Source organism: Oceanobacillus aidingensis (assembly GCF_042654105.1).
In the GTDB taxonomy this organism is placed as follows: Bacteria; Bacillota; Bacilli; order Bacillales; family Amphibacillaceae; genus Oceanobacillus; species Oceanobacillus oncorhynchi.
Genome location: NZ_JBHSFT010000048.1, coordinates 1 through 18564, shown reverse-complemented (window position 1 = coordinate 18564; position 18564 = coordinate 1). Strand labels below are relative to the sequence as shown.

The window sequence follows — 18564 nt, the reverse complement described above, 5'->3', positions numbered from 1 at the left end:
ACATAAAAAAAGTGTCGGTACATACTTGCACCCACACATCTCCTCATTCGTAAACATGAATCGTGATGAACCAGTCAACTATCCTCCAGGGACGTCAAACAGGTGAGAAGCGGGTGCTTCTGCTTGTCGTTAGATCATATCATTAACTTTTATAATATAGCATTTTATCGTTTTTTTGTCAAGGACTGTATCCTTTTGTTTTAAACAACTATTGAATCATAGCACGGTTATTTTGAAGTGTCAATGTTTTTAGCAAAATAGAAGTAAGACGGTTAACGTGGAAATGCTCTCTCACAAGAAAAACCAAGAATACCGCTTGGTCTTTAAAACATCGTTGTCCTCGCCGAAGCGATCTCCGCTTATACTTTCTTATTCCACAAAAAAGCTATTTTCATATTTAATATGAAAATAGCTTTTCCCTTTTAAAAATCATGATTACTGCTTATTTCTTCTGATTAATTTCTTCCTTGATAAAATCAACAAATTGATCAAACGGAAGTGTTTCTGTATCTTGTTCACCGTAACGGCGATAGTTCACACTGTTTGCTTCCAATTCCTTATCTCCCAGAACAAGGGCAAATGGAACTTTTTGTGTCTGTGCTTCACGTATTTTATAGCCCAGCTTCTCATCACGGCTGTCTAATTCAACACGGACACCTTCCTGGCGTAATTTATCCTCCACCTCTTTAGCGAAATCAAGATGCGCCTGCAAAGATACCGGAATGATTTTTGCTTGTACGGGAGCAAGCCAAGTAGGAAAAGCCCCTTTGTACTCTTCAATAAGAAATGCAACAAAGCGTTCCATCGTAGAAACAACACCACGGTGAATAACAACGGGACGATGTTCTTTTCCGTCTTCTCCGATATACGTTAAGTCAAAACGTTCTGGCAAGTGAAAGTCCAATTGCACTGTAGATAATGTTTCATCTTTTCCTAATGCTGTTTTCACCTGCACATCCAGCTTCGGACCATAGAAAGCAGCTTCTCCTTCTGCTTCTACATATTCCAAGTTCATATCTTCCATGGTTTCCTTCAGCATTGCCTGCGCTTTATCCCACATGGCATCATTATCTACATATTTTTCCTTATCTTCTGGGTCACGATAGGAAAGACGGAAATAATAGTCATCGATTCCAAAGTCTTTGTAAACACGCTGAACCAGTTCTACCACGCGGATAAATTCTTCTTTTAACTGATCCGGGCGAGCAAAAATATGCGCATCATTTAATGTCATTGCCCGGACACGCTGCAGACCGGCAAGCGCCCCGCTCATCTCATGACGATGCATGGTTCCTAACTCTGCTATACGGACAGGCAGGTTACGGTAGCTCCATAGTTGATTTTTGAAAACCATCATATGATGCGGACAGTTCATTGGACGCAATACAAGCTCTTCATTATCCATTTCCATAGTCGGGAACATATCCTCCTGATAATGGTCCCAATGTCCGCTTGTTTTATACAACTCTACATTACCAAGAACAGGTGTATACACATGGTCATAACCTAAGCGTTCTTCTAAATCAACGATATAACGCTCCACGTTACGACGAATAGTTGCTCCTTTTGGCAGCCATAATGGCAGACCCTGTCCTACTTTTTGCGACACGGTGAAAATACCAAGCTCTTTCCCAAGCTTCCGATGATCTCTTTCTTTACGCTCTTCCAAAATTTGCAGATATTCCTCTAATTGTGATTTTTTCTCAAATTCGGTTCCATAAATACGCTGCAGCTGTTTATTATTACTGTCTCCACGCCAATAAGCGCCAGAAATACTTAATAATTTAAATGCTTTGATTTTACTGGTAGAAGGAACATGCACTCCTCTGCATAAATCAAAGAACTCCCCTTGTTCGTATATGGTTACTGTTTCATCTTCAGGGATTGCATCCAGCAATTCTAATTTTAAGTCATCACCAATTTCTGCAAAGCGGGCTTTTGCTTCATCACGAGATACTTCTACACGAGTTATTTCTAAGTTCTCGTCCACGATCCGTTTCATTTCTTTTTCTATTTTCGGAAGGTCCTCCGGAGTTAAGGTATGCTCCATATCAATATCATAGTAGAAGCCTTCCTCAATCACTGGACCGACACCTAATTGCACATTAGGGTACAAGCGTTTTACAGCTTGCGCTAATAAATGGGCTGTAGAGTGACGTGCTATTTCCAAGCCTTCTTGGTCACGATACGTAATAATTTCAATTTTTCCGCCCTTTGGAAGAGGACGGCGTAAATCTACAGGCTCTCCATCCAATTTAACTGCAAGTGCCTGCTTTTTTAAACCTGAAGAAATAGAAGCAGCAATATCTTCTCCTGTTGTTCCCTCCGGAAAGGCTTTTTCAGCTCCATCTGGAAAAATAATTGTTAAATCAGCCATGTTCATCGAACTCCTTTATCAAATGTAAAAAAACGCTCTATCTCTTTGCGCTATGCAAAGGGACGAGCGTTTTATGCCGTGGTTCCACCCAAATTCCTGAAGATAAACGAATCCTCTTATCCTCAGCTTCATTGATCTTTAACGCAGATAGGACGTTACTGCCTACTTTCAATCGTTTCAGCAGCAATGCTCCGAGGCGGTAATTATTTCTTCACGAAAGGAAGCTTGCAGCCAAATGACTTCCCTCTCTGAGTACGTAATCAGGAAATAATGTTGTCCTCATCTCAGCAGCTTATTTTCAAACTCTATTCGTATTATATTCCTTTCAGGTTTGAAAAGCAAGTCCAATGGATTATTCTCCGCGAGACAGGATAGAAGTTCCTTCCGTTTCAAATTCCACCCTTTCTTGAAAGATATTTGTTATTGTCATGATTTTCGGATCGTCCGGATCATTTCCATACACTTTTATTTTTGCTGGCGACATGGCAATAAGCGGACTTAAATTAAATTCATTTTCATGCAGGCCCAATGCATATAACGGTGCTTGAAACATCCACATACGCAGCATATCTTTAGAAATTACTTCTCCTTTATCATTATAAAAAATAAAATTCTCTCCCTGTTCGATATAAACCAAATCAACACAGGGATCTTTTTTCTCGATATAATGACGGAGCATATCTATAAATGCCTGATGATCCTCTTCCCGTTTAAATTCTTCAATTGCTTTCCCGACACATTCGTGGACAAATTCTAAAAAGGAAGCAAGCCGAAAATGCAATATTGCACTAAAATGAATGCTTTTATGTTCTTTTAAATGACGAAAAAAAATATCCTGCAAAAGCTTTATAGTATTCACATGTTCTCGCAAATACTGATTGTCTGAATCTGTTTCAAACAAAATCCACATAGAAAAATCATAAATACGGTTGATTTCATCCGGATCTGAAAAATAATAATTATCGGTAATCTTACCAATAATGATGTCAGAAAGATGCTCTTCTATAAAAACCTCTGCCATCACGGAGCTTATCACATGGATGAACTCCTTCTCTGTTAAATCACCTTCCAGCCTTAATCTGCTGCTCCAGGCATTTGTTTGTTGATGTACTCTGATCTGCTTTTTATATGGAGTCAACTGATTACGAAAAACCGTTACTTCTTTATCCGATTCAAAATACAGTTCCAACAATACATATCACCCTCATCCACTTACAAACTGTTACAATTATATGGACAAGGTTATATAAAAATGCGTAAACTAGTCAGACTAGCAAATGAAAGTCATGTAGTATAAGAAAAGTTGAAACCAAACCATGTTTGATAACCCTGCCAGTCAGCAAGTTTTCTTTAAAGGAAATGAGCTTGGGGGCTGCGGAAAACGGTGTATATTTCTGGGGTTCAGGATTACCAATGTTGTCAGGTTAGTGCGGCCGCTACGGAAAAACACTACGCTTTCCCATAGGAGTCTACGTGTTTTTCCTCCGCTAGACAGGTTTTATTACTATCTATATCAAATTTAATAAAATTCATTAACCTGACAATATTGTTAGGTTTACTCCCCCATGAAACCCTCTAGCTTTTTACCTACGTTTCCTGTTCATAAAAAAAGATTTCCGTATCTGAGCGGAAATCTTTTTTTATGAAGGCAGATTGTGAATCATGTGTGTTCAAATCGTTATTCGTCTCTTCTATTTTTACCGGACATTTTTACCACGCTGCTAACCTGCTTAATCCGCTCAATAATCCGGCCGGCTTTCACTTCTTCCACACCGTTTCTGGTGCTTGCCAATTCTTTCTCCAGTTCATTCAAATCAAAATTGGAGGAGAAAAAGACAGGCAAGCCTTCCATCATCCGGTATTGCAGTACGGAGCCCAACACTTCATCCCGAAACCAGGCAGATTGCAATTCCGCTCCAATATCATCTAACATTAACACATCCGCTTTCTTAAAGAAATCTATCTTTTCGTTAAATGAATCATCTTTAAAGGAACCTTTTATTTCCCGGACAAACTCTGGCATGTAAATCAAGGTAGTAGAGTAATTTCTCTTTTTCAGCTCATTTGCTATCGCGCCGAGCAAATAGGTTTTTCCAATTCCAAATGATCCATGAAGATACAATCCTTTTTTCGGCAGCCCGCTTTTTGCTTCTTCTAAAAAGCTGATAATCTCACCAATAGCTGAAATTCTTGACTTATCTTGGATCACTTCTGACATTTTTGCTTCTAAAATCTCCTTCGGCATATAAAGGCTCTGAAAAAGCTTCTGTTGTGCTTCCTGTTCCTCAACCTGAATACGTGAATGACATTTTTCATAGCTCAGTCTAATTTCATTTTTATCCATACTTAATACCGGAGAGTAACCCTGCATCAAATTCTGGCACTCTCCGAAAGATGCACAACGGTCACATTGTTTCGATTGTGATTTATATTCATAGAGCCGCATTAAATTCTTTTCAATATCGTGGTCAGTCAGTTCCGGATGGTCACGCAAAAATGCTTTAACAGAGGGATCACTTAGAATTTCATTTTTTATTCTAGTGTAATTGGTTTTGAAGTTCTCATTTTTGTCCATCCATGCTTTTAATTCGGATTGTATCGGTTTCACCTATTATCCCTCCTTTTCATCTCAGCTTTCATTTAAATATTTTTGCAGCTTAGCTTCAATTTCCTGCTGCTCTTGTTCGCTTATATTGCTGTCTGTTGTATTTTTTGATGGTGTCTTTTTCCGGTTATTAAACCAGTCCGGAACAACTTCTTTTTTATAGTTGTTATTATAATTATAATTATTACTTTTCCTTGGTTTACTTTTGGATGATTTATATTTTTCCTGTTCTTGTTTAGCAAAGTTCATGGCATCTTTTGCTGTTTTCAATCCAACTCTTGACCAATGGCCAGCAATGGTTTCCATATACGCTTTAGACAGCTTCATATTGGATTGCAGCAGAACATAATGAATCAGTACATTCATGACAGGAGCTGGCAGCCCCTGTTTAGTCATCACTTCCCGGACTACTTTAATATCCTGCTCCGAAGCATGGTTTCCGTCAGATAAATCCTCCAATAACTGCTTTGGTGATATGTTCTCCAGCTCGTGAATCAGCTGCTCTTCTTTTGTCGCAGGCTGCTTCATAGAAACTTGCGTATCAACAGCTGCCATTTTTTCGTTTAAACGGATAGCCTGTCCATTATTACGGGAGATAAACATATCATGGCAAGCAGATTTAAATTCTTCCTGATTCAATTGGTTATCTTCATCAAGTGCCCATAAAAGTGCTTTTTCTATTTCTATACTTTCTGCATCATATAATACCTTCATCTGATAAATGAGTTTTTTATTTACAGAATGTAAAACTTTTTCAGCCGGAATAAACCGCTGACGAAGCGACTGTTCTATCCATGAAAAATCCATTAAATCCGTTTCTCTATTTTCTTTTTCATTTTCCATATTCAGAACAGCAGACGAAGAAGGTGTAATCGTATCAAACACTTCATTAAAATCAGCTGTTACCTCTTCCCCATAAGCGATGCTGTCCTTTACATAACGAGCATAAAGCTCATTATATTTCTGTTCTCCTATATGATGTAATAATAGCTGGGACAGCATAGGTTCTCCCAAAAATTGATTGGGGGAATAAGGACGCTGCACACTATAAGTATAATAATCTCTGTTGTCCTCTCTTCGTTTATAGGTCTTTAATAACCCGATAGCTTCCAATTTTATACGTGCACGGTAAATATTATCCAGCGTTAAATTCAAATATGTCATTAATGTATGATGTGTCTGCACTTTTTGCGCATAATCTACCTCATAAAATAATGTATAGTATAACGAAATTGCCTGAATCCCAATCAACGGCTGATAAAAATGCGTCAATGATGCATTAAAATCAATGAAAGGCTGTTCATCCATAACAACATGGTACCCATCAATAGGAAGGATTTTTCCGATTACATTCATTTCAACCCATCCTTTATTTTATTCTTCCTGTGTTTGTTTATCTGTCTTGATAATTTCTTTCAACTCATCCAAGAAAACAGTTATATCCTTAAATTGACGATAGACAGAAGCAAACCTGACATAAGATACTTCATCCACCTCAGCAAGTCTTTCCATCACCATTTCGCCTACATTATGACTGGAAACCTCTGAGTTCCCTTCATTCCGTAATTTCTTTTCTACATCTAAAGCAATATTTTCTATCGTATCTATCGCCACAGGGCGTTTCTCACAAGCTCTGATAATCCCTCTGGTAAGTTTTTCCCTTGAAAACTCCTGACGCATGCCATCTTTTTTCACAACAATGAGTGGTACTTCTTCAATCCGTTCAAAAGTGGTAAAACGAAATCCGCACTTCTCACATTCCCGGCGTCTGCGTATAGCTGCTCCCTCTTCAATTGGACGAGAATCTAACACTTTCGTATTTTTATTATTGCAGTTAGAACAACGCATTTCGTTCACTCCTTCTTCATTTACCCTTCTATTAATGGTAATTGTTCATTCACATGCTGATACATTCTTTTTATGATTTTATTACTGTAACCTAAATCTATCTGGAGAGGTGTTTCTGTAGTCACTGAAAAGTCAAGCGCTGTATAATACGGCCGGACCATAATGACTGTAGCAATAATGAAAACTTTTTTACCTCGTTTACTGACAGCACTAATCTCCCCATGCTGCTCCGAGCTGGCATGAATCGAAAAGTCAGAGCTTCCATTAAAATACGTCTCTAGTTCCTGAATAACAGTATTCTTACTCGCTTTATAATATCTGGTTTTTAAGCTTGCATCTATATGATGATCACTTGTTTCTGCATGATTACTAAAAAAACGTTTCATTTTATACCCTATTGACATAAACATACACATCCTATATTCATCGCTATAAAAAACTATTCTACAAGCATCTCTTTTCTCTGTAAACAGCATTGCAGCGTATTTATTCTACCGTATCTTCCAATTCTTTTAAACATATAAATACATACATATACGTATATATTATTTTAACATGATTTGTACATTTAAACTACTTTCCCAAAATAGAGTAAACTGCGGATTTAATATAAGCACATTAAAAAGACATTTATAGAACATAAACCCGTTTAAATTTCTTGGTATTATTCTCATGAAATAGTCATAAAGACTTATTACATATTGTTCAACAACAACCGATAAAGTAATTAAGAAAGCCATTATCCATAAAGATGTCATTTTAAAAAAGAAGGAGTATGTTTTAATGAGTGTAGGAAAGAAATTGAATTTATCTTTTACTGTATTAATTGTTTTATTGGCTGTTTCTGTTGGAAGCAGCATCATGAATTTGAAAAACATTGAAAATGATGTAGGGGAGGCAATGGATTCACGCCTGGAGCAGCTTATGTTAATTGAAAATATCCGCTATGATGTTGCGATGCAGGCGCTCCATACCCGTTCAATGATTTTAGAACCGGAGGAAGATATCCATAGAGAGAATCTTATAGCTGTCGCTGCAGACCTTGACGGCAATTTAGATGAATTACAAGGCTATTTAGCATCTGAGGAAATGAGATCATATTGGGATCAGGCTAATGCCCCGAATAATGATTTCAATGAGGCAATGCCAGATATTATAGCTGATGTGGAAAATGGGAATATCGAAGAGGCGACAGAAATCGTCAATACAACTGTACAGGATATCAACACTGCTATGCTTGATGCAGCTGAAGAAATGGAAATCTATCAAACTGGACAAATGGATAATATCGATAGCGAAATAAGCTCTGCCATTGTTACTGCCCAGGTTATTTCATTCGTTGTTCTGGGTGCAAGTATACTCATTGGTATTGGTTTAATGTTCTATGTTCGCCGTTCTATCACAGCCCCATTAGTAAGTGTCATGGATGTTGCAAGGAAATTTGGTGATGGTGATCTATCTGCAGAGGATATAGCTGTTAAATCTAAAGATGAACTAGGTCAGCTGGCTGCAATTTTCAATGCTTCTAAAAATAATACCCGGGACTTAATTATGCGTATTCAACACAATGCGGAACAGCTGGGTGCATCATCCGAAGAGCTTTCAGCAAGCGCTGAAGAAGCATCTGCAACAACGGAAGAAGTGACGAAGCAGGCTGCGGAGACTGCGGAAACTTCTCAAACTGCAGCACACGCCGCAAATGAAAGCTCCATTGCAATGGGAGAAACCGCTCAGGGTGTTCAGCGAATTGCTGAAGCTGCGCAGTCACTTCATGCTTCTTCCAGCGAAACAAGTGAAGCCGCACAAAATGGAACATTGGTTATCGGGGACGCTCAGCAGCAAATGAATCACATAAATGAATCTGCTTCTTCTGTCAATGATCTTGTGCTGAAACTGGCAAAACAAACCGAAGAAATTGAAAATATTACGAAGGTCATTACTGATATCACAGATCAAACCAATCTATTAGCATTAAATGCAGCGATTGAGGCAGCCCGTGCAGGTGAACAAGGAAAAGGTTTTTCAGTTGTAGCAGATGAAGTACGCAAGCTAGCTGAGCAATCCAAAAAATCAGCCAGCTCTATTAGTCTGTTAACCACAGAAATCAAAAATGATACAGAAAATGTGGAGAAAGCCATGCAAACTGCTTTACCTGCTGTTCAAAAAGGAGTAGAGGTTATTACTGAGGCCGGAACATCTTTTGAAGCGATTGTGACTGCTGTCCAAGGAATGACACACGAAATCCAGGAGGTTTCAGCAACCTCACAGGAGCTTTCAGCAAGCGCAGAACAAGTTTCTGCCTCCGTTACAGAAATTTCAACCGGATCACAGGTCATGTCTGGCAATATTGACACGATTGCCGCTTCAATGGAAGAACAATCTGCAACGATGAATGAAGTTGCCCATGTCGCCACCTCCTTAAGTGAAACTGCTCAAGGATTGCAGGAGGAGACACAGAAATTTAAAGTATAAGACAGAAAAACATCCGCATAAACGCTCAAGCGGATGTTTTTCTGCTGTTATAAGAATCTCTTTTCGGGAAAAAGGAAGCTGATATAGAAACCCGCTTCCCTTTTATATCGTTCTATGATGTTAAACGCACTTTCTGTTCCAGTCTATAACCTACATAGCTGACTAAATCGACAACACGTTTAGAGTAGCCCCATTCATTATCATACCAAGCAATAATCTTTAATTTATTATTATCCATCACCATCGTGGAGAGCCCATCAATGGTTGCAGAATAAGTGCTTGTAGTATAATCAATAGAAACCAGAGGTTCATCCGAATATTGAATAATCCCACGCATACTTCCTTCTGATGCTTGTTTGAATAAAGCATTCACTTCTTCTATCGTAACATCTTCTTCAATATCAATTACTAAATCTACCAATGATACATTAGGTGTTGGTACACGCAATGCCATTCCATGTAATTTACCTTTCGTCTGAGGCAGCACTTCTGCAAGCGCTTTAGCAGCCCCGGTCGTTGTCGGAATGATAGACTGCGTGCAGCTTCTTGCCCGGCGTAAATCTTTATGCGGATTATCAATATTCTTTTGATCATTTGTATATGCATGAACAGTCGTCATTAATCCGTTCTTTATCGTAAAGTGGTCATCAATTACTTTAACCACAGGAGCTAAACAATTGGTTGTACAAGATGCATTCGAGATAACATCATCTAATTCTGGATTGTAATCATTTTCATTTACACCAATAACAATTGTCTTATCCACTTCTTTTCCAGGAGCGGTGATGACTACTTTTTTTGCTCCAGCCTGCAGATGACGCCCAGCTGCCTCTTTTGTGTTAAATTTGCCAGTTGCTTCGATAACAACGTCAATTTCAAGGTCTTCCCATGGTAATTTTTCCGGTTCTCTGAAATTCACCAAAAGAACTTCCTTCCGGTTAACAATCAATTTATTCGGCAGCGCTTGCACTTCTCCATTAAAAGGACCATGGACACTATCATATTTAATTAAGTGAGCAAGCGTTTCTGAAGGATAGCTCGCATTAATGGCAACAACTTCTAAATGCTCCTCTTCCATTGCTTGACGAAAAACCATTCTACCAATTCGACCAAAACCTGTAATTGCAATACGCGTTTTTTCCATAAGCACTATCTTCCTCCCGAAAATGTTATACTTTTTATCTTTTGTTGTAATTAGTATAACACATATAAGAGAAAGTGTGTCATTAAATATTAAAATGTTTCACACATTTTTTGAATATCCTTTGTAAGGAACAGATGGATGTCCATTTAAACAGGGGGATACATATTTTGACCATGACAAAGATTTTTTTTCTTCTTTTTTCCAGAACCATTTTCAGCATTTCTTTTTCTGATATAAAAAAACACTATCTGAACGGTGTAAATTACCGTTCAGATAGTGTCTTTTCACTCACCTATTCCATTACTTCCCATTTTTTCAGCAAATCAAATAATTGCTTCTTGCTTTCTTCCACGGAATGATTATTATCAATTACTTCATCAGCAAGCTTTGCCTTTTCTGCTAATGGCATCTGTGATTTAATCCGGTCCATTGCTTCCTGTTCACGAAGCTGATTTCTTTCCATTAAACGCTCTAACTGTGTTGCTTCATCTACAAACACGACGACTGTTTTATCCGCTAAAGAAGCCAGCTTGCCTTCAAACAGCAGCGGCATATCCAGCACAATGCATTTTTCTCCCTGCTCTGTGTACGTTTCTTTTTTCGCCAGCATCCGTTGGCGGACAGCCGGGTGAACAATTTGGTTTAATTGTTCTCTTTTTTCTTCATTTGAAAAAATAATAGATCCCAGCTTCGGGCGATCAATCGACCCATCTGCGCCTACTATGTCTTTGCCAAATACCTCGATAATCTTTTTATAAGATGCTTCTCCAGGCTCCACGACTTCTCTCGCTATCACATCCGCATCGATTACCGGGATATCTAATGCTGTAAACATTTTCGCTACCGTGCTTTTCCCGCTGGCAATGCCTCCGGTCAATCCAATCACTAAACTCATAAAACATTCACCTTTTTTTGCGGCTGGCAATGAAGACATAGGTGCGTTCCCCGTCCGCCAACCTTCATTTTTATAATTTCTTCCCCACAGGTTTTACATGGCTTCTTATCTTGACCGTAAACATATAAAACCTGTTGAAACATTCCCATATTCCCTTGGCTGTCTACGTAGCTTCGGATGGTCGTACCACCAGCTTTCACAGCTTCTTGAAGAGTTTCAATGGCTGCAGAACGAATAACAGACGCTTCTTTTTTTGTCAGTTCATTGCATTTTGTTAACGGGTGGATCCCGGAACGGAATAACGTCTCGTCAACATAAATATTTCCAAGCCCCGTGACCAGATTTTGGTCCAAAAGCGCCGTTTTAATAAACCGGGAGGATTTTTTCAGCTTTTCGTAAAAATAATCCGTCGTAAATGCTTCTTCAAACGGCTCGGGGCCAAGCGCAGCTAAAGGAGCCTGCGTGAATTCACTCCCTTTGGCCAATAAATGCATGGTTCCAAACTTACGAACATCGTTATAACGCAATGTCTCTCCATTCTTTAAATGGAAGACAACATGCGTATGCTTTTCTATCTCTTCTCCCGGCTGATGCAACCGATATTTTCCTTCCATTCGTAAATGGGATACAAGCACATATTCATCTAGATAAAAAAGCAGAAACTTCCCTTTTCTTTTTATTTGTTGAAAGGTTTGTCCTTCCAGCAGATGCTTGAATATCTCCGCATCATCCGGCTGTTTTATTATATTTGCCCAAAGAACATCTGCTTTTTCAATCGTCTTTCCTTGAACAAGCAATTTTAACGTCTCTTTAATGGTTTCTACTTCTGGTAATTCCGGCATTTTCCCTTCCCCTTACTTCGCGTCAAACCAGCTTTCTCCATAAGAATAATCGACCTTGAGCGGAACAGAAATGTCAACCGTTTTTTCCATCATTTCTGGAACGATTTCCTTTAAGATTTCAATCTCGTCTTCCGGTGCTTCTAATATCAATTCATCATGGACCTGTAATAAAAGCTTGGCCTGCAGTTTTTCTTGTTTCATTCGATGGTCTAAATCAATCATTGCTTTTTTGATTACATCCGCTGCACTTCCCTGAATAGGTGTATTCATCGCTGTTCTTTCCGCAAAACTGCGTACATTAAAGTTCCTGCTCGTAATATCAGGCAAGTAACGGCGACGGTTCATCAGTGTGGATACATAGCCTTTTTGCTTTGCTTCAACAACAATGTCATCCATATATTCTTTAACGCTTGGATAGCTCTTAAAATACCGTTCGATGAATTGTTTCGCTTCTTTCCGAGTAATCCCTAAGTTCTGGGATAGTCCATAATCACTGATTCCATATACAATCCCAAAGTTGACAGCCTTTGCCTGCCGGCGCATACCCGAGGTGACTTCGTCTCTCTCGACATGAAATACATCCATTGCTGTCTGTGTATGAATATCTAAATCATTTTTAAAGGCAGCAATCAATTTCTCATCCCCTGCAATATGGGCAAGTACCCGTAATTCGATTTGCGAATAATCAGCAGCAAACATTTTCCAGCCTTCTCGAGATGGGACGAACGCCTGCCGTATCTTTCTGCCTTCCTCCAGACGGATAGGGATATTTTGCAAATTGGGATCAACTGAGCTCAATCTGCCTGTCTGTGTTAAAGCCTGATTAAAGCGTGTATGAATCTTATGCGTATCTTTACGGACCACCTTTTGCAAGCCTTCAATATAGGTTGATTGCAGCTTCCCTAACTGACGGTACAAAAGTAATTTAGGAATTATTTCGTGCTGATCTGCCAGCTGTTCCAAAACATCTGCTGCCGTAGAGTAACCAGTCTTCGTCTTCTTGATTACAGGAAGCCCTAAATCTTCAAATAACACCGGCCCGAGCTGCTTCGGTGAGTTCAGATTAAATTCCTTGCCAGCTAATTCATATACTTCTTTTTCTAAATTGCTGAGCCTTTCTTTTAAATCGTCTCCCATTTCTTTCAGCCGGTCCACATCTACTAAAACACCCTGATGCTCCATCTCAGCAAGAATCAAAGCAAGCGGCATTTCTAATTCCTTTAATAATTTCGCCTGTTCATTATCCTCTAATTCCTTCTCCATCGCCGGATATAATTCAAGCAGTACATTGGTTTTCCGGATCACATGCTCACTGAGAATTGCTTCTTCCGGAACCTTTTGTTTTGCGCCTTTTCCATAAACCTCTTCATCAAAGGATACGTCATATTTTCCTTTTCTGCTTGCAATAGCAGGTATATCATGACTGTTTTCAGCAGGATTGATTAAATAAGAAGCAAGCAGCGCATCAAACACTATGCCTTCTATTTGTATATCGTTCCGTAATAAGGCAACTTTTGTCCGCTTAGCATCAAATACAATTTTCTTTTTCTGAGGGTCCTCTGCCCATTTTTTGAAAATAGGCGAGTCCATCGCAACCGAAGTAGGTATGAAGCTTTTTTTATCGGCGTTGACAATGCCAATACCTTCTATTTGAGCTGTATGATAATTTTCACCCAACATCTCTATTACGAGTACATCTTCCTCTGAAAATAGATCTTCCGTTATTTCTTCCACTATGTCATATTGAATCTCTTTATGCTCTATCGCCTCTTCTTCCGTTTCGTCGGAGCCGGCAAGACGCGTCAACAGAGATTGGAAGCCTAAATCCATAAACATTTGACGGACGGAAGCGGCAGAGTAGCCTTCATAAATAACATCATCCAGACTAACCTCGATGGGCGAGTCCCGATTGATTGTTGCTAAATCTTTACTCATTAGCGCATCATCTTGGTGGTTTGTTAAATTTTCTTTAAGCTTTTTCCCGCTTACATCGTCCAGATTCTCGTAAACCTTCTCTAACGTATGAAATTGTGTTAACAGCTTCGTTGCTGTTTTTTCACCGACACCCGGCACTCCCGGGATATTGTCTGAACTGTCTCCCATCAGTCCTTTTAAATCAGTAATCTGTTCAGGCGTTACCTGCATTTTCTCAAGAAGATAAGACGGTGTATATTTTTCAATTTCACTGATTCCTTTTTTGGTTACACTGACCGTCACGTGATCCGAAACAAGCTGCAGTAAATCCTTGTCGCCAGAAATAACGGTTACTTCCCAGTCTTTATCATCTGCCTGTTTTGATAATGTGCCAATGATATCATCTGCTTCATACTGATCTAACTGGTAATGCCTGATGTCAAAAGCATCCAGCAGCTCTTTTAAGACTGGAAATTGTTCAGAAAGCTCTGAAGGTGTTTTTTGGCGTCCTCCTTTATACTCTTTATAGGTTTGATGGCGAAATGTTGTTTTCCCTGCATCGAAGGCCACGAGCATATGCGTTGGCTTCTCTTCCTCTAAAATACGGAGCAGCATCGTAGTAAATCCGTAAACGGCATTCGTATAGACGCCTTTTTCGTTATTCAATAATGGCAGAGCAAAAAAAGCACGATAAATAATACTGTTGCCATCCATTAGAATTAGCTTTTTGGTCATAATTCCGTCTCCTTTATCTATCAACTGTTTAAGTAACTTCATTTTATCATGTTTGGGGAAAACTTCATAATGCACACGTTCTTATTACATAGTTTTTCCAATCTGTACACATCGCATAACCAGTTAAACTCGTCTCTATATGACATCGATATCTTTCAGAACCAAAAGCGCAATGGTCTTCGGTGGGAAGATAAAGAGCAGCAATGTGGTCAGGTTAATGAATTTTATAAAAATTATATTTAATACTAGTAGATAGCAATAAGACTAATCAGCGAAGGAGAATCATGGAGACTCCTGGCCAGCTAAGAACGGTCACGTCCTTTGACCAACGGCCGACTCTAGGACGCCCTGTCCATCGTGGGAAAGCACGGAGGGAAGCCCCCCGCAGAAAAAAAGCCATCACTATAACGCTAGTGATGACTTAATCTTTCGGAATATAAACGTGAATAGCAGTTCCTTTATTCACTTCGCTTTCTACAACAATCTCCCCTTGATGAACCTCTACAATATGCTTCACAATTGCAAGTCCAAGTCCTGTTCCTCCAGTATTCCGGCTTCTGTCCTTATCCATTCTGTAAAATCGTTCAAATACTCTTGGGATAGCCTTTTTTTCAATCCCGATTCCTGTATCTTCGATTGAAAACAACACTCGATTATTCTTTTCAGAGACGTTTAGACTAACGCTTCCGTCTGATGACGTATAATTAATTGCATTGTCTGCAAGGTTGATAATAACCTGTTTCAATTTTTCTGCATCTGCATACATATGAATATCAGCTGGAATAGATGTCGTAAAATGCAACTCTTTTTTCTCTGCTTTTTGTTCTAAAGACGGCAAAACCGCATCAATCATCTGTTTGACATTAAAATCTGCTTTTTGAAGTTGAAAATCTTCTCTTTCTAAACGGGAAAGCTCGAGCAGATCCTCTATAAGCAACTGTAATCGATGGCTTTCCTTAAAAATAATATCAATAAATTCTTCTGCTGCTTTTTCATCATGCTGTTTTTCCTTTAGCGTTTCCGCAAATCCCCGGATAGAAGTTATTGGTGTACGCAGCTCGTGAGAAACATTGGCAACAAAATCTTTGCGCATTTTTTCTAAACGCTTTAATTCCGTAATATCATATATAACCAGGACAGCACCCTTAATCATATTATGCTCATTAAAAATAGGAGCTGCAATCACTTCCATATAGTTTTTAGTCAGACCGCGCTTATTTTTAAATTGTTCTTTGACAGGCTCTTCATACAGAAATGTTTTTTGGACAACGTCGTGCATTGCCTCGTTTTCAAATACTTCATAATATAGATGACCGCGGTATTGTTTCTCTTTTCCTTGAAACATTTCCGTAAACCCTCGATTCACCAGATGAACGTATCCTTTTTCATCAATCAGCGCAAGCCCGTTTTTCATATTATCAATAATAGAAGTTAATTGCTCGGCATGCATTTGTTCCTGAATCGTAATTTCATTCATATTTCGTGCTAATTTATTGATATTTTTGCTTAACTGCTCCATTTCTTCACTATTACTGTTATTAAAACGGGCAGAATAATTTCCTTTAATCATTTCATTTACTGTTTTTGAAGCTTTATTAAGCGGTCTTGTGTATTTATTGTAGAATTGCATAAATATAATGGAAATCACTAAAAATTCCACTAAAATAATTGCTGCGATAAATATCCAGTTTCCTTGAGCTTGTACCATTAACCAGCCCGATAAAACCAGGACAATCGTGATACCTAGTATATTAGGAAACAAGGGTTTCGAAAATAATATTTGCATTTAAACCGGCTCCTCCAATTTATAACCTAATCCGCGGACTGTTTTAATATAAACAGGCTTTTTGGAATCAGGTTCAATTTTGTCCCGCAGATGACTCACATGAACATCTACAATTCTCGTATCTCCAACAAAATCATAATCCCACACACTGCTGAGTAATTGATCTCTGGAGATGACCTTTCCCTTATGTTTAGCCAAATAGTACAACAGTTCAAACTCTTTTCGTGTGAAAGTAATCAATTCTTCTTTCATTTCTGCTTCATAACGTTCCGGGTAAATCGTTAAATCCTTTATCCGTAGCGCTTGATAATGATTCTCGAGCGGACGCTGTGTTCTTCTGATAATTGCTTTCACGCGGGCAATGACTTCTTTCGGGCTGAACGGCTTTGTCAGATAGTCATCTGCGCCAAGCTCCAGACCGAGGATTTTGTCTATTTCTTCATCTTTTGCGGTGAGCATTAATATCGGTGTATCAATATCATTCTTTCTTAACTTCCGGCATACTTCTATTCCATCCAGTTTTGGAAGCATTACATCTAAGATAATTAACTCATAGTTATCTGCAGCAGCTTTTTGATAGGCTTCTTCTCCATCGTATGCTACCTCTGTTGTGAATCCGGCATTTTCCATATTATATTTTAATAAAGTAACAATCGATTGCTCGTCATCCACAATTAGAATCTGTTTTCCCACTTAGAAAATCCCCCTTATTCATATATACGTTCTCTTAGACAAAAATTCCTTCTTTTAAAGCTCCCTTTTTTTGTTAAATGAAGATGTGAGAATGTATCTTTATATATTTTATTTTCTTTATTCTACCATTATTCACGTTCAACGCCTATTCCATAAGTAAATGTTAATAAAACTTAACAAAACTATCCAAATAAAAATAATGGTTTAAGAAAAACCTGAAGCAAGATGTGCTACAGGTTTTTGTGTGAGGGAGTTTTCTTTTGTTATACTTTTCCAACTAATGTTCTCGGCTGTTTATAAAACAGGAGGAACACAATAACAAGACTTAAAATAAAGGATGGAACCATATAGGATGAATTATATATTAATGAATAAAGCCACGCCGGCTGTCCTTCGACGGCTGAACCAAAGAAAACCATTCCGGCAATATAATGACAAATAAAACGAGCAGCTGATCCCAGAAATACACCTACGGATATATAGACAAAGGATTTCTTTACCCGCTTGTTTTTCATGCTTTCGATAACCTGCTTCGAAAACACTCCGGCAAGCCCTACTACCGTAAAAGCTAATCCATACTCAATGATTCCCTGTACGGGATGCAGGATATAAGCTGTACCAGTTGCCACCTGTAATATTCCCCAAAGGAAACCGGACAACAAACCTCCTTTCAGACCCCAGCGAAAGGCTACAATGAAGACAGGAATCATTGCAAAAGAAACGGAGCCTCCTTGCGGCCAAAGCTTAAATCCTAACGGTAAAATGTCCAGCAGTAATGCAAGTGCCGTAAAAATAGCTACTTCTACTAAAAATAATGTTTTATTCTTCAATCGTCTCTCCCCCATTTACATCGAACAATCTTTTTTTAGACAACAAAAAAGCAATGCCAAGGGAGTCTTCTTGATGGCGGTATTCTTTAAAAATACATTTTAAGAGAATACCTTAAACTCCACTCACACATTGCTTTTATATCCATCAAAAAGTCCACAATCCCTACGCCAGCGCTAACTGACAGGTTCAAAGGGTCAGAACATAGAAAATGTCCACTCTCAGCCAAAGGCTCCCCTTGCAGGCTTTTTATATTCACTTTTTTGTATAGGCTTAGTATAAATCACTTTCTAAAAAACCGCAATAGCCCCTGTTATTTTGTATGTGTCAAGTTTTTCTCGACATAGTTTTCCCACCAATATTTCAGGTCTTATCAAAATGTACACTTGCCTAGACTAACGCGCTATCGCTTGTTCCCCTTGGTG

14 protein-coding genes, 1 riboswitch and 1 other annotated feature (1 of these 16 only partly in view) are annotated in these 18564 nt (G+C 38.7%); of the genes, 1 reads left to right on the top strand and 13 read right to left on the bottom strand.

Annotation, left to right across the window (positions count from 1 at the left end; genetic code table 11):
- Positions 1 to 131: a sequence feature (ribosomal protein L20 leader region), on the bottom strand; it reaches 1 nt to the left of the window's first position.
- A 311-nt stretch (positions 132 to 442) separates the two neighbouring features.
- The 6 genes from thrS to ACFO3P_RS18620 all read right to left on the bottom strand — a co-directional run bounded on the left by thrS (position 443) and on the right by ACFO3P_RS18620 (position 7234).
- Positions 443 to 2377 carry a threonine--tRNA ligase gene (gene thrS / locus ACFO3P_RS18645; protein WP_042534500.1) on the bottom strand — a complete coding sequence of 645 codons (1935 nt, stop codon included), beginning with the start codon at positions 2375 to 2377 and terminating at the stop codon, positions 443 to 445.
- Between the two features lie 352 nt (positions 2378 to 2729).
- The gene (ytxC, locus tag ACFO3P_RS18640) at positions 2730 to 3569 is read right to left on the bottom strand and encodes a sporulation protein YtxC (protein WP_193064817.1); all 840 of its coding nucleotides are present in this window, start codon (positions 3567 to 3569) and stop codon (positions 2730 to 2732) included.
- Between the two features lie 486 nt (positions 3570 to 4055).
- On the bottom strand, positions 4056 to 4985 hold the full coding sequence (gene dnaI, locus ACFO3P_RS18635) for a primosomal protein DnaI (protein ID WP_042534503.1): 930 nt from the start codon (positions 4983 to 4985) through the stop codon (positions 4056 to 4058).
- Positions 4986 to 5006: 21 nt separating this feature from the next.
- On the bottom strand, positions 5007 to 6338 hold the full coding sequence (locus tag ACFO3P_RS18630; RefSeq protein WP_193064818.1) for a replication initiation and membrane attachment family protein: 1332 nt from the start codon (positions 6336 to 6338) through the stop codon (positions 5007 to 5009).
- Between the two features lie 18 nt (positions 6339 to 6356).
- A complete protein-coding gene (nrdR, locus tag ACFO3P_RS18625) occupies positions 6357 to 6830 on the bottom strand; it encodes a transcriptional regulator NrdR (RefSeq protein ID WP_042534507.1) in 474 nt (157 codons plus the stop codon).
- 20 nt (positions 6831 to 6850) lie between these two features.
- Positions 6851 to 7234: a cytosolic protein gene (locus ACFO3P_RS18620; RefSeq protein ID WP_193064819.1), complete on the bottom strand. Its 384-nt coding sequence runs from the start codon at positions 7232 to 7234 to the stop codon at positions 6851 to 6853.
- A gap of 379 nt (positions 7235 to 7613) precedes the next feature.
- Here ACFO3P_RS18620 and ACFO3P_RS18615 point away from each other — a divergent pair, with 379 nt between their 5' ends.
- Positions 7614 to 9302: a methyl-accepting chemotaxis protein gene (locus ACFO3P_RS18615; RefSeq protein WP_193064820.1), complete on the top strand. Its 1689-nt coding sequence runs from the start codon at positions 7614 to 7616 to the stop codon at positions 9300 to 9302.
- Between the two features lie 112 nt (positions 9303 to 9414).
- On the opposite strand, the gene ACFO3P_RS18610 is transcribed toward ACFO3P_RS18615, so the two are convergent.
- From ACFO3P_RS18610 to thiT, 7 genes are all read right to left on the bottom strand, one after another.
- Complete coding sequence (locus tag ACFO3P_RS18610; RefSeq protein WP_193064821.1) at positions 9415 to 10446, bottom strand: glyceraldehyde-3-phosphate dehydrogenase; 1032 nt, start codon at positions 10444 to 10446, stop codon at positions 9415 to 9417.
- Positions 10447 to 10738: 292 nt separating this feature from the next.
- The gene (coaE, locus tag ACFO3P_RS18605; RefSeq protein ID WP_193064822.1) at positions 10739 to 11341 is read right to left on the bottom strand and encodes a dephospho-CoA kinase; all 603 of its coding nucleotides are present in this window, start codon (positions 11339 to 11341) and stop codon (positions 10739 to 10741) included.
- Positions 11338 to 12183, bottom strand: coding sequence for a DNA-formamidopyrimidine glycosylase (mutM, locus tag ACFO3P_RS18600; RefSeq protein WP_042534514.1), 846 nt, complete (start codon positions 12181 to 12183; stop codon positions 11338 to 11340). The genes coaE and mutM overlap by 4 nt, the downstream gene beginning before the upstream one ends.
- Before the next feature lie 12 nt (positions 12184 to 12195).
- Positions 12196 to 14832: a DNA polymerase I gene (polA, locus tag ACFO3P_RS18595; protein ID WP_042534516.1), complete on the bottom strand. Its 2637-nt coding sequence runs from the start codon at positions 14830 to 14832 to the stop codon at positions 12196 to 12198.
- Positions 14833 to 15253: 421 nt separating this feature from the next.
- Complete coding sequence (gene pnpS / locus ACFO3P_RS18590) at positions 15254 to 16618, bottom strand: two-component system histidine kinase PnpS (protein WP_042534518.1); 1365 nt, start codon at positions 16616 to 16618, stop codon at positions 15254 to 15256.
- Positions 16619 to 17311, bottom strand: a complete 693-nt coding sequence (locus ACFO3P_RS18585; RefSeq protein ID WP_042534520.1) for a response regulator transcription factor — start codon at positions 17309 to 17311, stop codon at positions 16619 to 16621.
- A 263-nt stretch (positions 17312 to 17574) separates the two neighbouring features.
- The gene (thiT, locus tag ACFO3P_RS18580) at positions 17575 to 18141 is read right to left on the bottom strand and encodes an energy-coupled thiamine transporter ThiT (RefSeq protein WP_374705718.1); all 567 of its coding nucleotides are present in this window, start codon (positions 18139 to 18141) and stop codon (positions 17575 to 17577) included.
- 142 nt (positions 18142 to 18283) lie between these two features.
- A riboswitch (TPP riboswitch) is annotated at positions 18284 to 18388 on the bottom strand.
- Positions 18389 to 18564 lie beyond the last annotated feature (176 nt).

Excerpts from the sequence above, each read along its gene's own strand:
- thrS (WP_042534500.1), bottom strand. The coding sequence starts at position 2,377 with ATGGCTGATTTAACAATTATTTTTCCAGATGGAGCTGAAAAAGCCTTT.
- ACFO3P_RS18630 (WP_193064818.1), bottom strand. The coding sequence starts at position 6,338 with ATGAATGTAATCGGAAAAATCCTTCCTATTGATGGGTACCATGTTGTT.
- nrdR (WP_042534507.1), bottom strand. The coding sequence starts at position 6,830 with ATGCGTTGTTCTAACTGCAATAATAAAAATACGAAAGTGTTAGATTCT.
- ACFO3P_RS18620 (WP_193064819.1), bottom strand. The coding sequence starts at position 7,234 with ATGTCAATAGGGTATAAAATGAAACGTTTTTTTAGTAATCATGCAGAA.
- ACFO3P_RS18615 (WP_193064820.1), top strand. The coding sequence starts at position 7,614 with ATGAGTGTAGGAAAGAAATTGAATTTATCTTTTACTGTATTAATTGTT.
- ACFO3P_RS18610 (WP_193064821.1), bottom strand. The coding sequence starts at position 10,446 with ATGGAAAAAACGCGTATTGCAATTACAGGTTTTGGTCGAATTGGTAGA.
- coaE (WP_193064822.1), bottom strand. The coding sequence starts at position 11,341 with ATGAGTTTAGTGATTGGATTGACCGGAGGCATTGCCAGCGGGAAAAGC.
- mutM (WP_042534514.1), bottom strand. The coding sequence starts at position 12,183 with ATGCCGGAATTACCAGAAGTAGAAACCATTAAAGAGACGTTAAAATTG.
- polA (WP_042534516.1), bottom strand. The coding sequence starts at position 14,832 with ATGACCAAAAAGCTAATTCTAATGGATGGCAACAGTATTATTTATCGT.
- pnpS (WP_042534518.1), bottom strand. The coding sequence starts at position 16,618 with ATGCAAATATTATTTTCGAAACCCTTGTTTCCTAATATACTAGGTATC.